Source organism: Marinobacter profundi (genome assembly GCF_002744715.1).
GTDB classification, from domain to species: Bacteria; Pseudomonadota; Gammaproteobacteria; order Pseudomonadales; family Oleiphilaceae; genus Marinobacter; species Marinobacter profundi.
This window is the reverse complement of the sequence record NZ_KZ319375.1, coordinates 51805-67136: the sequence shown is the minus strand read 5'-3', so window position 1 is coordinate 67136 and position 15332 is coordinate 51805. Positions and strand designations below refer to the sequence as shown.

Genomic DNA, 15332 nt, shown 5'->3' with positions numbered 1-15332 from the left:
TTGAAAAGCACTTCTTATGTGAGAGTACGCTTATGATGTCAGGTTTGTATCATCCCGACGAGTTCAGGGATAACTGTGGATTCGGTCTTATCGCCCACATGAAGGGCGAGCCAAGCCACAAGTTATTGCAAACTGCCATCGAGTCGCTGACCTGCATGACCCACCGTGGTGGTATTGCAGCGGACGGTAAGACCGGCGATGGTTGTGGCCTGCTCATTCAGAGCCCTGACGCCTTCCTTCGCAAGGCTGCGAAAGCCGCTTTTGGCAAAGAGCCCGGCGATATGTTTGCAGTCGGCCAGGTCTTTCTTGCTCAGGACGACTCCAGGGCAGCTGCCGCCAAGGCAGCGTTGGAAAAGCGTCTGACCGAGCAGGGGCTCGACATTCTGGGTTGGCGTGACGTCCCCACCGATAACAGCTGCCTTGGCCCCATGGCCCTGGACTGCCTGCCACGCATCGAGCAGGTTTTCGTGGCGCCGGCCGGCAAATCCGAAAAAGATTTTTCTATCGCTTTGTTTGTCGGTCGTCGTCACGCTGAGCGCGACATGGCCGAAGCGGAAGACTCCGAGTTTTATATCTGCAGCCTGTCCCACCGCACACTGGCCTATAAGGGCCTGATGATGCCGGCGGACCTGGCCAACTTCTACAAGGATCTGGGTGATCCGGATCTGCAGACCGCCATCTGTGTCTTCCACCAGCGCTTCTCGACCAATACCATGCCGCGCTGGCCGCTGGCTCAGCCGTTCCGGTTCCTCGCCCACAATGGCGAAATCAACACCATTGACGGTAACCGCAACTGGGCACTGGCCCGGGCCGCCAAGTTCAGCTCGCCGGACCTCCCGGATCTGCAGACCCTGCAACCGCTGGTCAATCTCACCGGATCGGACTCATCCAGCATGGACAACATGCTCGAAGTGCTGCTGGCCGGTGGTGTGGACCTGTTCCGTGCGGTGCGGATGATGATCCCGCCGGCGTGGCAGAATGTGGATACCATGGATTCCGATCTGCGGGCCTTCTACGAGTACAACTCCATGCACATGGAGCCTTGGGACGGCCCGGCCGGACTGGTGTTCTCAGATGGTCGTTATGCGGTCTGCATGCTGGACCGTAACGGCCTGCGTCCGGCCCGCTGGGTGGTCACCAAAGATGACTTCATTACCCTGGCGTCCGAGATCGGCACCTACGGCTATACCCCGGATGACGTGGTTGCCAAGGGCCGCGTCGGCCCGGGCCAGATGCTGGCGGTGGACACCGAGACCGGTGAGGTGCTGCATACCCGGGACATCGATAACCGCCTCAAGGCGGCGCACCCCTACAAGAAGTGGCTGCGCGAAAATGCCCTGCGGGTCGAGACGACGCTGAACCAGGACACCCCCGAGTTCCGCCTGATGGAAAGCGAGGATCTGCTGGTTCACCAGAAGATGTTCAACGTCTCCTATGAAGAGCGGGACCAGGTGTTGCGGCCGCTGGGTGAGAGTGCCCAGGAAGCCGTGGGCTCCATGGGCGATGACACCCCGATGGCGGTGCTGTCCAGCAAGGTCCGTCATGTTGGCGATTACTTCCGCCAGAAGTTTGCCCAGGTTACCAATCCGCCGATCGACCCGCTGCGGGAAGCGATCGTGATGTCCCTGGAAACCTGTCTCGGTGCGGAACGAAACGTGTTCGAGGAAGGTCCGGAGCACGCCGACCGGGTCATCCTGACCACGCCGGTGTTGTCGCCGGCCAAGTTCCTGCGGATCGAGAACAACGAGCGCCCCGGCTTTGAGGTTGCCCGGATCGCCCTGAGCCACAGCCCGGAAATGGGGCTGGAGCAGGCTGTTCGCCGCGTGTGTGAGCAGGCCGAACAGGCGGTGCGCAGTGGCAAGGTCCTGTTGATCCTCAGCGACAAGGATCTCCGGCAGGGTGAGTTGCCGGTCAATGCGCTGATGGCGACCGGCGCCGTGCATCACCACTTGGTGAAGTGTGGCCTGCGATGCGATTCCAACATCATTGTGGAAACCGGCTGGGCTCGTGATCCGCACCAGTTCGCCGTACTGTTCGGCTTCGGTGCGACGGCGGTCTATCCGTACCTGGCGTACCAGATCCTGAATGACCTGATCCGCACCGGTGAAATGCTGATGGATCCGGTCGAGGCCAAGAACAATTACCGCAAGGGTATCAACAAGGGCCTGCTGAAGATCCTGTCCAAGATGGGGATCTCAACCATCACCTCGTATCGCGGTGCCCAGTTGTTCGAGGCGATTGGTCTGGCCGACGAAGTGGTCGATCTCTGCTTCCGCGGTGTCGCCAGTCGCATTCAGGGTGCCGGTTTCTTCGACTTCCAGCAGGACCAGCAACTGTTGGCCGATGTGGCCTGGAAGCCCCGTAAGCCGATTTCGCCGGGTGGCCTGTTGAAGTATGTCCATGGCCAGGAATACCACGCCTTCAATCCCGACGTGGTGGGTAAGTTGCAGGATGCGGTCATCAGCGGGGACTACGGCCACTACAAGGAATACGCCGGGCTGGTCAACGAACGCCCGGTGGCGACTATCCGTGACCTGTTGACGTTCCGCAAGGATATCCAGGGGATCGACCTGTCCGAGGTTGAGCCGGTGGAGAGCATTTTCCCCCGCTTTGACTCTGCTGCCATGTCGCTTGGAGCATTGTCTCCCGAAGCCCATGAGGCGCTGGCGGTTGCCATGAACACCCTCGGCGGCCGCTCCAACTCCGGTGAGGGCGGTGAAGACCCGGTCCGCTATGGTACCGAGAAGCGCTCCAAGATCAAGCAGGTGGCGTCCGGTCGGTTCGGTGTTACCGCCGAGTACCTGCGCAGCGCCGATGTCATGCAGATCAAGGTCGCACAGGGTGCCAAGCCCGGCGAAGGGGGGCAGTTGCCCGGCGGCAAGGTCAACGACCTGATCGCCCGCCTGCGCTACTCGGTGCCCGGCGTGACGCTGATCTCGCCGCCACCGCACCACGATATCTATTCCATCGAGGACCTGGCGCAGCTGATCTTTGACCTCAAGCAGGTCAACCCGGAGGCCCTGGTGTCCGTCAAGCTGGTATCCGAGCCCGGCGTCGGCACCATTGCGGCCGGTGTGGCCAAGGCCTATGCCGACCTGATCACTGTGTCCGGGTATGACGGTGGCACCGCCGCCAGTCCGCTGACGTCCATCCGTTACGCCGGTTCTCCCTGGGAACTGGGGCTGACGGAAACCCAGCAGGCGCTGCGTGCCAACGATCTGCGGGGCAAGATCCGCCTGCAGACTGACGGCGGTATCAAGACGGGTCTTGATGTGGTCAAGGCCGCCATTCTCGGCGCCGAGAGTTTTGGTTTCGGCACCACGCCGATGGTTGCCCTGGGTTGCAAATACCTGCGTATCTGTCACCTGAACAACTGCGCAACCGGGGTTGCGACCCAGAATGACTACCTGCGGGAAGAGCACTTCAAGGGTACGGTGGAGATGGCGATGAATTTCTTCCGTTTTGTGGCGGAAGAAACCCGTGAATGGATGGCCCGTCTGGGTGTTCGTAACCTGGAAGAGCTGGTGGGGCGTGTCGACCTGCTGGAGCGCCTGCCGGGAGATACCGAGCGGCAGCAGAAGCTGGACCTGAGCCGGCTGCTGTCCAATGACCACATTCCGGCAGACAAGCCGCAGACCTGTCAGGTCGAGCGCAACCAGCCGTTTGACCAGGGTACCCTGGCCGAGCGGATGGTGAAGGATGTGGCGGCTGCGATTGCCGACAAGACCGGCGGCGCCTGGAGCTATAAAGTGACCAACTGCGACCGTTCCATCGGTGCCCGGCTGTCCGGCGAAATCGCCGCCCGGCACGGTAACCAGGGTATGGCGGATGCGCCGATCACTTTGGATCTGGTGGGCACCGCCGGCCAGAGCTTCGGTGTGTGGAACGTGGGTGGTCTCAACCTGATCCTGGAAGGCGACGCCAACGACTACGTGGGCAAGGGGATGACCGGCGGCAAGCTGGTGGTCAAGCCGCCCCGCGGCAGCAACTTCAATACCCAGGAAACATCCATCATCGGTAATACCTGCCTCTACGGCGCTACTGGCGGCAAGTTGTTTGCGGCCGGCACGGCAGGCGAGCGTTTTGCGGTGCGCAACTCCGGTGCCCATGCCGTGGTTGAAGGTGCCGGCGATCACTGCTGCGAATACATGACCGGTGGTCTGGTAACCGTGCTGGGCAGCACCGGCTATAACTTCGGTGCCGGCATGACCGGGGGCTTTGCCTATGTGCTGGATCTGGATAACACCTTCGTGGACAAGTACAACCACGAACTGGTGGAAATCCAGCGCATTTCCCGCGAGGAAATGGAGGCCTACCGAAACCACCTGCGCGGCGTCATCCGTGAGCACATCTCGGAAACCGGCAGTACCTGGGCGGAGCATATCCTTGAAGATTTCGACGACTACATCGGCCGCTTCTGGCTGGTCAAACCCAAGGCGGCGAACCTGCGCAGCCTGCTGGCGAGTACCCGGGCGCGTCCGGAGTAAGGGCCGCACGTGATGGGTTCGGGGCTGGCGTCGCTGACGCCGCCCCTGTCGAAATCGAGCTGATGAGAGCGTCAACATGAAAGAACGTCTGAACAACGACTTCCAGTTTGTGGAAGTGGGGCGGGTCGACCCGAAGAAAGTCCCGGCCAAGAAGCGCAAGAAAGAGTTTGGTGAAATCTACCATCCATTCTCCCAGGAGCAGGCTGCCCCCCAGGCGCACCGCTGTCTGGCCTGCGGCAACCCCTACTGTGAGTGGAAGTGCCCGGTGCACAACTACATTCCGAACTGGCTGAAGCTGGTTTCGGAAGGCAACATCATGAAAGCAGTGGAGTTGTGTCACCAGACCAACTCGTTGCCGGAAGTGTGCGGCAGGGTCTGCCCGCAGGACCGCCTGTGTGAGGGCGCCTGTACCCTCAATGACGGCTACGGCGCGGTGACTATCGGTTCGGTAGAAAAGTACATTACCGATACCGCCTTTGCCCTCGGCTGGAAGCCGGACATGTCAAAGGTGAAGTGGACCGACCGGAAAGTGGCGGTAATCGGTGCCGGCCCTGCCGGCCTGGGTTGCGCCGACGTGCTGGTGCGTAACGGCGTCAAGCCGGTGGTCTTTGATCTCTACCCGGAAATCGGTGGTTTGCTGACCTTCGGTATTCCCGAGTTCAAGCTGGAAAAGTCGGTCATGGCCCGCCGCCGTAAGGTGTTTGAGGAGATGGGCGTGGAATTCCGCCTGTCGACCGAAGTGGGTAAGGACGTCATGCTGCAGGACATCATCGACGAATTCGATGCCGTGTTCATGGGCATGGGTACCTACAGCTACATGAAGGGCGGGTTCCCCGGCGAGAATCTGCCAGGGGTCTATGATGCGCTGCCATTCCTGATCTCTAACGTCAATCGTCGTCTTGGTTTCGAAAAGAGCGCCGATGACTTCATCGACATGAAGGGCAAGCGGGTAGTGGTTCTTGGCGGTGGTGATACCGCCATGGACTGTAACCGGACCTCCATCCGGCAGCAGGCAACCAGCGTGACCTGTGCCTATCGCCGGGATGAGGCCAACATGCCAGGCTCCCGCCGGGAAGTGGCCAACGCCAAGGAGGAGGGCGTCAAGTTCCTGTTCAACCGTCAGCCTATCGCCATTATCGGTGAAGACCAGGTTGAGGGCGTCAAGGTGGTCCAGACCCGTCTGGGCGAGCCGGACGAGAATGGCCGTCGCCGCCCGGAGGTGGTGCCAGGCAGTGAGGAAGTCATTCCCGCGGATGCGGTGCTGGTCGCCTTTGGCTTCCGTCCCAGCCCCGCTGACTGGTTTGATGACCTGAGTGTTACCACCGATGACTCCGGCCGGGTAACGGCGCCGGAAGATGCACAGTTCCGCTTTCAGACCAGCAACCCGAAGATCTTTGCCGGCGGTGACATGGTGCGCGGCTCCGATCTGGTGGTCACGGCAATCTGGGAGGGTCGTCAGGCCGCAGAAGGGATCATGGACTACCTCGACCTGTAGGAAAACCAAGGGGGGGGCAGGCTCAAGCCTGTCCCCGGGGTGGGGAAGGGTGCTGGCTCAAGCCCGTCCCCGGCATCATCCTGTTTTATCCTGGCAAGGGCGTTGTACCAATCGGTACCGCGCCCTTTTTTATTGCGCCAAACGGGGTATCATTGCTCCCCATACTTTTGCACTTCGAGAGCCGATTGGGATTCCTATGACCGAGCTGAAAAATGATCGTTTCCTCCGGGCGCTGATGCGTCAGCCTGTTGACCGCACGCCGGTATGGATGATGCGCCAGGCGGGCCGTTACCTGCCGGAGTACCGTGCCACCCGGGCCAAGGCCGGCGATTTCCTCAGTCTCTGCAAGAATACCGAGCTGGCCTGCGAGGTTACCCTGCAGCCGCTGGAGCGCTATCCGCTGGATGCGGCGATCCTGTTCTCGGACATCCTCACCATCCCGGACGCCCTTGGCCTCGGGCTGTACTTTGAAACCGGCGAAGGTCCCAAATTCCGTCACACCATTCGCTCCGAGGCGGACGTGGCGGCGCTGCCGAAGATGAATGCCGAGGTGGATCTGGATTACGTGATGAATGCGGTCTCCACTATCCGCCGAGCGCTGAATGGCCGGGTGCCACTGATCGGCTTCTCCGGCAGCCCCTGGACACTGGCGACCTACATGGTCGAAGGCGGCTCTTCCAAGGATTTTCGTGAGGCCAAGAAGCTGATGTACGGCCAGCCGGAAGTCATGCACCGCCTGCTGGATCATCTGGCCGACTCGGTCATTGATTACCTGAACGGTCAGATCAAGGCCGGCGCCCAGGCAGTACAGATATTTGATACCTGGGGTGGAGTGCTGAGCAGCTGGGCCTATGAGGAGTTCTCTCTCGCTTACATGAACAAGATTGTTGCCGGGCTGATCCGTGAACACGACGGTCGCCGGGTTCCGGTAATCCTGTTCACCAAGAACGGCGGGCAATGGCTGGAATCCATGGCGGACAGCGGTGCCGATGCCTTGGGTCTGGACTGGACCACGGATATCGGCAATGCCCGGGCCCGGGTCGGTGACCGGGTCGCGCTTCAGGGTAATATGGATCCGGCCATGCTGTACGCGCCGCCGGCGCGGATCCGTCAGGAAGTGGCCGATATCCTGCGCCGTTATGGCACCGGCAGTGGCCACATTTTCAACCTGGGGCACGGCATCACTCCGGATGTGGATCCAGCCAATGCCGGGGCCTTCATTGAAGCGGTGGTCGAGCTCAGCTCCGAGTACCACCGCTAATTCTGGATGCGCCGCCGGGTCGGGGCTATAGTCAGTGACACGAGTAACCGACTGATAGGAGTCATCGATTGCAGCCCAGGACCCCGGAGAAGCGGCGCTTTCACCGCATTCGTTTTGATGCTCCCTGTGAGCTCCACTGGCAAGACCAGGTGTGGTCCAGCGAAGTGCTTGATATTTCGCTGCGCGGGGTGCTGGTCAGGCGCCCTGAAGGCTGGAATGTGCCGTCGCGGCAACCCTGCGAGGTGGTGATCCACCTTGACTCAAGGTCAGCCGCGATCGTGATGGCGGTGGAGTTGCGGCACATTGAGGATCACCGCCTCGGCTTCCAGTCTGAATACATCGATCTCGACAGCGCGGCGCACCTGAAGCGGCTGGTGGAACTCAACCTGGGCGATCCGGTGTTGCTGGAGCGGGAATTCCGCCACCTGATTGACTGAGGCCGCTGCTCAGAGCTCGTCCAGTGCCGCGAGCGCGTCGGCCAGCCGGGTTACCGGCATGACTTTCATTCCGTCGATCGCTTTCCTTGGCGCATTGCCCTTGGGCACCAGGGCGCGGGTAAAGCCGTGCTTGGCAGCCTCGTAGATCCGTTCCTGGCCGCTGGGCACCGGGCGGATCTCTCCGGATAAACCGACTTCCCCGAATATCACCAGATCCTGCGGCAAGGCGCGGTCCCGGAACGATGACACGATGGCCGCTAACAGGGCCAGGTCGGCACTGGTTTCGTTGACCTTCACACCGCCGACCACGTTGACGAAGACATCCTGGTCGGACACGTGCATGCCGCCATGGCGGTGCAGCACTGCCAGCAGCATCGCCAGGCGGTTCTGGTCGAGGCCTACGGCAACCCGGCGGGGATAGCCGCCCTGGGCCATGTCCACCAGGGCCTGGATCTCCACCAGCATCGGTCGGGTGCCCTCCCAGACCACCATCACGACGCTCCCCGGAGCCGCATCTTCGCCGCGATTCAGGAAGATGGCGCTGGGGTTTTTGACCTCTTTGAGCCCCTGCTCGAGCATTGCGAACACCCCGAGTTCATTGACTGCGCCGAAGCGGTTCTTGATGCCCCGCAGGGTGCGGTAGCGGCTGTCGCTGGAGCCTTCCAGCAAAATGGAGCAGTCGATCATGTGCTCCAGGACTTTGGGGCCGGCCAGGCTGCCGTCCTTGGTGACGTGGCCCACCAGGAACAGGATGGTGCCGGTCTGCTTGGCGAAACGGGTCAGAAAGGCGGCGCTCTCGCGCACCTGGGACACGCTGCCGGGGGCGGACTCGATGTCGGCGACGTGCATCACCTGGATACTGTCCACCACCAGAATGCGGGGTTTTTCGTGTTCGGCTACCTGGATGACCCGCTCAACGCTGGTTTCCGACAACATCTTCAGGTCGCTGGTGGGCAGTCCGAGGCGCTTGGCGCGCATCGCAACCTGTTGCAGGGATTCCTCGCCGGTTACGTAGAGTGCGGGCACCTGGCCGGCCAGATGACAGACCGCCTGCAGTAACAGCGTGCTTTTGCCGGCGCCGGGGTGGCCGCCCATCAGCACCGCCGAGCCTTCGACCAGGCCGCCGCCCAGAACCCGGTCAAACTCCTGCATGCCGGTGCTGATGCGGGTCTGTTCGGCCAGGCTGACGGAGTCCAGGCTCTGGACCTCCGCCAGGCTACCGGCGAAGCCCTCGAAGCGGGCGCCACGGGCGCCCTTGGCGTTGCTGCTGACGCCGCGCACCTCGCTGATGGTGTTCCAGCTCTGGCAGGCAGTGCACTGGCCCTGCCATTTCGAGTAATCGGCGCCGCATTCGGTGCAGACAAAGGCTGTTCTGGCTTTGGCCATGGCCGGGGTCCGTACAGGAAAAAGAAAGCGAGCCGGCCTGTTGGCCGGCCCTGTCGATGGTCTGGCTAGTCGATGGTCAGGCGAGCTTCTTGTACTTCATGCGCTTGGGCTGCATGGCAGAGTCGCCTTTGCGCTTCTTGAAGTCCGCGTCGTAGTCGGTGAAGTTGCCTTCGAAGTACACCACTTCGCCGTCGTCCTCGAATGCCAGGATGTGGGTGGCCACCCGGTCCAGGAACCAGCGGTCGTGGGAGATCACCAGGGCGGAGCCGGGGAAGTTCAGCAGGGCTTCTTCCAGGGCGCGCAGGGTCTCCACGTCCAGGTCGTTGGTGGGCTCGTCCAGCAGCAGCACGTTGCCGCCCTGCTTCAGCAGCTTGGCCAGATGCAGGCGGTTACGCTCGCCGCCGGAAAGGTCGCCGACGCGCTTCTGCTGGTCGGTGCCCTTGAAATTGAAGCGGCCGACATAAGCGCGGGACGGGGTTTCGTAGTTGCCGACCTTGATCATGTCCTGGCCGCCAGACAGCTCTTCCCACACGGTCTTGCTGCCGTCCAGGTCGCGCATCTGGTCAACGTAGGCCAGTTCCACGGTTTCACCCACGGTGATGGTGCCGGCGCTCGGCTGGTCCATCCCTGCAATCATCTTGAACAGGGTGGACTTGCCGGCGCCGTTACCACCGATGATGCCGACAATGGCGCCCGCCGGTACGTTGAAGGATACGTTCTCATAAAGCAGGCGGTCGCCGAAGGCCTTGCTGATACCGTCGACCTCGATCACCTTGTCGCCAAGGCGTGGCCCGGGCGGGATGTAAAGTTCGTTGGTTTCGTTGCGCTTCTGGAATTCCTGGGAGCTCATTTCCTCGAAGCGGGCCAGGCGGGCCTTGCTCTTGGATTGGCGGCCCTTGGCGTTGGAGCGCACCCACTCAAGCTCCTGCTTGATCGCTTTCTGGTGGGCAGCTTCCTGCTTGGATTCCATTTCCAGGCGTTTTTCCTTGTTTTCCAGCCACTGGCTGTAATTGCCCTCGAACGGGATGCCGTGGCCCCGGTCCAGTTCGAGGATCCAGCCGGCCACGTTGTCGAGGAAGTAGCGGTCGTGGGTGATAGCTACCACGGTGCCATCGTAATCGTGCAGGAAGCGCTCGAGCCAGGCCACGGATTCCGCATCCAGGTGGTTGGTGGGCTCGTCCAACAGCAGCATGTCGGGGCCGGACAGCAACAGGCGGCACAGGGCCACCCGGCGGCGCTCACCACCAGACAGCACTTTTACCTTCTGGTCCCAGGCTGGCAGACGCAGGGCGTCGGCGGCAACTTCCATCTTGCGTTCGATGTCGTGACCGTCGGTGGCCTGGATGATCGCTTCCAGCTCGCCCTGTTTCTTGGCGAGGGCGTCGAAGTCTGCGTCCGGTTCCGCGTACGCGGCGTATACCTGGTCCAGTTCGGCCAGTGCGTTGTGAACGTGGGCGACGGACTCGTCGACAATTTCCTTTACCGTCTTTTCCTCGTCCAGCTCCGGCTCCTGGGGCAGGTAGCCTACCTTGATGCCGGGCTGGGGACGGGCCTCACCGATGTAGTCCTGGTCGACCCCCGCCATGATCCGCAGCAGGGTGGATTTACCGGAGCCGTTGAGGCCGAGTACGCCAATCTTTGCGCCCGGGAAGAAGCTCAGGGAAATGTCCTTCAGAATCTCGCGCTTGGGTGGAACCACCTTGCCGACGCGATTCATGGTGTATACGTACTGGGCCATGTCTGGCAATGTCCTCTGGGTCTGGTGTGCAGCCGGCGGGCAGCAAGTGCGATGTGACCGGTCTGCAACGAAACGGAAATCAACCCCGTAAGGTAGCGAAACCACCGTGCCATAGCAATCCGCAGTGACCGGAGGTGCGCTGTTCCATCGGTTTATACGGAAGGGGTAAAAGGTGATTTTGACGGCCGTAATGCGCTAGAATAAGCGCCCATTTTTACAGGGAAGCGCCGGCCGCCGGGGAATTGTGGCAGCGGCGGCGCCCGGAACCGCTTTTTCAGAAGGTCTGCAGGGCAGACGCAGCACACAGGGGCAGCACATCCATGTTTAATCGTGATATGAAAATCGCCGGCTATGACGACGAGCTCTGGACCGCCATGCAGGCTGAGGCCAAGCGTCAGGAAGCTCATATCGAGCTGATCGCGTCCGAGAACTACACCAGCCCGCGGGTAATGGAAGCCCAGGGCAGCGTGCTGACCAACAAGTATGCCGAGGGTTACCCCGGCAAGCGTTACTACGGTGGCTGTGAATTTGTCGATGTGGCCGAGCAGCTGGCCATCGACCGCGCCAAGGAACTGTTCGGTGCAGCCTATGCCAACGTGCAGCCGCACTCTGGCTCCCAGGCCAACTCCGCGGTTTTCATGGCGCTGCTGAAGCCCGGCGATACCGTGCTGGGCATGAGCCTGGCTCACGGTGGTCACCTGACCCACGGTGCCAGCGTCAACTTCTCCGGTAAGATCTACCACGCCGTGCAGTACGGCCTGAATCCGGAAACCGGCCTGATTGACTATGACGAAGTGGAAGCCCTGGCCGTCGAGCACAAGCCGAAGATGATCATTGCCGGTTTCTCTGCCTACTCCCAGGAGCTGGACTTCGCACGCTTCCGTGAAATCGCCGACAAGGTCGGTGCCTACCTGTTTGTCGACATGGCCCACGTGGCAGGCCTGGTGGCCGCCGGGGTCTATCCGGATCCGGTACCCCACGCGCACGTGGTGGCGACCACAACCCACAAGACCCTGCGTGGTCCCCGTGGCGGCCTGATTCTGGCCTGCGCTGATGAAGACCTGCAGAAGAAACTGAACTCTGCGGTGTTCCCGGGTGGCCAGGGCGGCCCGCTGATGCACGTCATCGCTGCCAAGGCGGTGTGCTTCAAGGAAGCCATGAGCGATGAGTTCAAGGCTTACCAGAAGCAGGTTGTGAAAAACGCGGCGGCGATGGCCGAGGTGTTCATCGAGCGCGGCTTTGATGTGGTATCCGGTGGTACCAAAAACCACCTGTTCCTGGTCAGCCTGATCAAGCAGGACATTACCGGCAAGGATGCGGATGCTGCCCTGGGCCGTGCCCACATTACCGTGAACAAGAACGCAGTGCCCAATGACCCGCGCTCCCCGTTTGTGACCTCCGGCCTGCGGATCGGTACTCCGGCAGTGACTACCCGCGGTTTTGGTGAGTCCGAGTGCCGTGATCTGGCTGGCTGGATGTGCGATATTCTCGATAACCTCGAAGACGAAAGCGTCAACAGCCGGGTTCGCCAGCAGGTCGAAGCCCTCTGCGCACGCTTCCCGGTCTATGGCTGAGGTTTGTGAACCATGCCGCCCGACCCGTTGGGGGCCGGGTGGCTGCTGCTGGGAGTTTTGAATTATGCATTGTCCGTTCTGCGGTGAAGCCGACACCAAGGTGATCGATTCGCGCCTCGTTGCCGAAGGCGACCAGGTGCGCCGCAGACGGGAGTGCCTGTCGTGCCGGGAGCGTTTTACCACCTTTGAGACTGCCGAGCTGGTGATGCCCCGGGTAGTCAAGCAGGACGGTACCCGACAGCCTTTCGATGAGGACAAGCTCCGCGCCGGCATTATGAAGGCACTGGAGAAACGCCCCGTCAGCATCGAGGAAATCGAGGCTGCACTGAACCGTATCCGGTTCCGCCTGCGCGCCACCGGCGAGCGGGAAGTGAAATCGATGCAGCTGGGTGAGGAAGTCATGACGGAATTGCGCCAGCTGGACAAAGTGGCGTATGTGCGTTTTGCCTCGGTTTACCGCAGTTTCCAGGATCTCAACGAGTTCAAGGAAGAGATCGAGCGGCTGTCCGCCAATGGGGAGGGTTCCGACCCGGTGGGAGTGGCCAAGGCCCTCGCCGGCGAATCTTCGTCCGGAGACAAGGCAGCCGAAGAGAAGACATGATCGACGCCCAGGATACCGCATTCATGGCCCGGGCGATCCAGCTCGCCTGGCGCGGCCGTTACTCCACCCATCCCAATCCGCGTGTTGGCTGCATCATTGCCAAGCGTGGTCGCATTCTGGGTGAGGGCTGGCATGAGCGTGCCGGCGAAGGCCACGCGGAGACCCGCGCGCTGAGCCAGGCCGGTCCTGCCGCCCGGGGGGCGACCGCGTATGTGACTCTGGAACCGTGCAGCCACTTTGGTCGCACACCACCCTGTGCCAGGGCGCTGATTGATGCCGGCATCGCCCATGTCTTTGCCGCCACCAAGGACCCCAATCCGGCAGTTTCCGGTCGCGGACTGGATATGCTGCGGGACGCCGGCATCCGCGTTACCGAAGGCGTGCTGGCGGAGGATGCGCGGAAGCTCAATCCCGGCTTCATGAAGCGGATGGAAACCGGGCGGCCGTACGTACGGGTCAAAATTGCTGCCAGCCTGGATGGCCGTACCGCGATGGCGTCCGGCGAGAGCCAGTGGATTACCGGCGCCGATTCACGTCGCGATGTACAGCGCCTGCGGGCCATCAGCGACGCCATCCTTACCGGTGTCGGTACGGTGCTGGCCGATGACCCGTCGCTGACGGTGCGCCGTGCCGAGCTGGGGGATATCGGATTGGCGACCGAGCCGGCCCGCCAGCCACTGCGAGTGATTGCCGATCGGGATGCCCGTACACCGGTGACCGCGAGAATCCTTCATGGCGGCAATGTCCGGCTGTTCTGTTCCTCCGAGGCCCTGGCGACGGCACCGGCACAGGATCTGTCGGCACTCGGGGTCAGCCTGAGTGGCGTATCCTGGAAGACCGACGGCGTCGATCTCGGGGAGTTGCTGGATTTCCTGGGCGAGCTCGGAATTAACGAACTGCTGGTCGAGGCCGGGCCTACCCTGGCCGGGGCGTTCATTGCCGAGCGGTTACTGGATGAGTTGTGGCTCTACCAGGCACCGGTGTTTCTGGGGAGTGATGCCCGGCCAACGGCCAGGCTGCCGCTGGCGACCATGGCCGAGAAAGTACGGTGGGCGGTCCGCGACCGGCGTCAGGTGGGTGAGGATGAACGGCTGATCCTTGTTCCCAGCTAAATTTTCAACATTCACGCCCATCGGGTATTTCGGGCCAGGAACCTGGCCGCCGGGGCTGCAAGGGTGCAAACCATATGGCACTGAACAGTATTGAAGAGATCATCGAAGACATCCGTCAGGGCAAGATGGTTATCCTGATGGATGATGAGGACCGGGAGAACGAAGGTGACCTGGTCATGGCGGCAGAACATTGCACCGCCGAGGCGATCAATTTCATGGCGCGGTTCGGTCGCGGCCTGATCTGCATGCCAATGACCCGCGATCGGTGTGAGCAGCTGGGCCTGCCGCTGATGGTACAGCGCAATGCGTCAGGGTTCGGTACCAAGTTCACCCTGTCGATCGAGGCAGCGGAAGGGGTCACCACCGGGATTTCGGCGGCGGACCGGGCCCGCACCGTACAGGCGGCCGTGGCCAGGGATGCCAAGGCATCCGATCTGGTCCAGCCGGGGCATATCTTCCCGCTGATGTCTGACCCGGGCGGTGTTCTCAGTCGTGCCGGCCACACCGAAGCTTCCTGTGACCTCGCAGCTCTCGCTGGTTGCGAGCCGGCCGGGGTGATCTGCGAGATCATGAACGACGACGGATCCATGGCGCGTCGGGAAGACCTCGAGAAGTTTGCCGAGCTGCACGATCTGAAGATCGGCACCATTGCCGACCTGATCCACTACCGGATCCTCAACGAGCGCACCATCGAGTGTGTGGAACAGTACGATCTGGACACCGAGCACGGAGTGTTCAATCTGCGCACCTACCGTGACAACGTCCAGGGTGCGACCCACCTGGCGATGGTCATGGGCGATATCAGCCCCGATGAGCCGACGCTGGTGCGGGTGCACATCACGGACACCCTGCGCGACCTGCTCGGTGCCCGGCGTGCGGACTCCCGCAGCTGGCCGCTGCACCATGCCCTGGCGCGAGTGGCGCAGGAAGGGCGGGGCGTGGTGGTGCTGCTGAACAGCGCCGAGGACAGCTACAACCTGGACGACCGTATCCACGAATTCTTCGGTGAGCACCAGGCACCTGCTGCCAAGGGCAGCTCCGGTGTCTATTTCACCGTGGGTACCGGCTCCCAGATTCTGCGTGACCTGGGCGTGGGTAAAATGCGCCTGCTGAGCCCGCCGATCAAATTCTCCGCCATTTCCGGCTTTGACCTGGAAGTGGTGGAATACGAACCCTATACCCCTGAATGACAATCCGGTACGGCGCCGTTTATTGCCGTCGTACCCGCAAAGGAGCCAAGC

At 61.8% G+C, this 15332-nt stretch carries 10 protein-coding genes; 8 read left to right on the top strand and 2 right to left on the bottom strand.

Annotated features, from left to right (window positions below):
• Positions 1 to 32 precede the first annotated feature (32 nt).
• The 4 genes from gltB (at position 33) to CLH61_RS15525 (ending at position 7680) form a co-directional block, all read left to right on the top strand.
• Positions 33 to 4487 carry a glutamate synthase large subunit gene (gltB, locus tag CLH61_RS15540; RefSeq protein ID WP_099615687.1) on the top strand — a complete coding sequence of 1485 codons (4455 nt, stop codon included), beginning with the start codon at positions 33 to 35 and terminating at the stop codon, positions 4485 to 4487.
• 76 nt (positions 4488 to 4563) lie between these two features.
• Positions 4564 to 5982 carry an FAD-dependent oxidoreductase gene (locus CLH61_RS15535; RefSeq protein ID WP_099615686.1) on the top strand — a complete coding sequence of 473 codons (1419 nt, stop codon included), beginning with the start codon at positions 4564 to 4566 and terminating at the stop codon, positions 5980 to 5982.
• A 196-nt stretch (positions 5983 to 6178) separates the two neighbouring features.
• Positions 6179 to 7243 carry a uroporphyrinogen decarboxylase gene (gene hemE, locus CLH61_RS15530; protein ID WP_099615685.1) on the top strand — a complete coding sequence of 355 codons (1065 nt, stop codon included), beginning with the start codon at positions 6179 to 6181 and terminating at the stop codon, positions 7241 to 7243.
• A gap of 68 nt (positions 7244 to 7311) precedes the next feature.
• Positions 7312 to 7680 carry a PilZ domain-containing protein gene (locus CLH61_RS15525; RefSeq protein WP_099615684.1) on the top strand — a complete coding sequence of 123 codons (369 nt, stop codon included), beginning with the start codon at positions 7312 to 7314 and terminating at the stop codon, positions 7678 to 7680.
• Between the two features lie 9 nt (positions 7681 to 7689).
• Here the strand turns inward: CLH61_RS15525 and radA are convergent, their stop codons facing one another.
• Both radA and ettA read right to left on the bottom strand, forming a co-directional pair.
• The gene (gene radA / locus CLH61_RS15520; RefSeq protein ID WP_099615683.1) at positions 7690 to 9066 is read right to left on the bottom strand and encodes a DNA repair protein RadA; all 1377 of its coding nucleotides are present in this window, start codon (positions 9064 to 9066) and stop codon (positions 7690 to 7692) included.
• 76 nt (positions 9067 to 9142) lie between these two features.
• Positions 9143 to 10804, bottom strand: coding sequence for an energy-dependent translational throttle protein EttA (gene ettA, locus CLH61_RS15515; RefSeq protein WP_099615682.1), 1662 nt, complete (start codon positions 10802 to 10804; stop codon positions 9143 to 9145).
• Between the two features lie 320 nt (positions 10805 to 11124).
• Here ettA and glyA point away from each other — a divergent pair, with 320 nt between their 5' ends.
• The 4 genes from glyA (at position 11125) to ribBA (ending at position 15281) form a co-directional block, all read left to right on the top strand.
• A complete protein-coding gene (gene glyA / locus CLH61_RS15510) occupies positions 11125 to 12378 on the top strand; it encodes a serine hydroxymethyltransferase (RefSeq protein ID WP_099615681.1) in 1254 nt (417 codons plus the stop codon).
• A 64-nt stretch (positions 12379 to 12442) separates the two neighbouring features.
• Entirely contained in the window at positions 12443 to 12979 is a 537-nt protein-coding gene (gene nrdR / locus CLH61_RS15505) for a transcriptional regulator NrdR (protein ID WP_099615680.1), read from the top strand.
• Entirely contained in the window at positions 12976 to 14091 is a 1116-nt protein-coding gene (gene ribD / locus CLH61_RS15500) for a bifunctional diaminohydroxyphosphoribosylaminopyrimidine deaminase/5-amino-6-(5-phosphoribosylamino)uracil reductase RibD (RefSeq protein WP_099615679.1), read from the top strand. The genes nrdR and ribD overlap by 4 nt, the downstream gene beginning before the upstream one ends.
• A 74-nt stretch (positions 14092 to 14165) precedes the next feature.
• Positions 14166 to 15281 carry a bifunctional 3,4-dihydroxy-2-butanone-4-phosphate synthase/GTP cyclohydrolase II gene (ribBA, locus tag CLH61_RS15495; RefSeq protein ID WP_099615678.1) on the top strand — a complete coding sequence of 372 codons (1116 nt, stop codon included), beginning with the start codon at positions 14166 to 14168 and terminating at the stop codon, positions 15279 to 15281.
• Positions 15282 to 15332 lie beyond the last annotated feature (51 nt).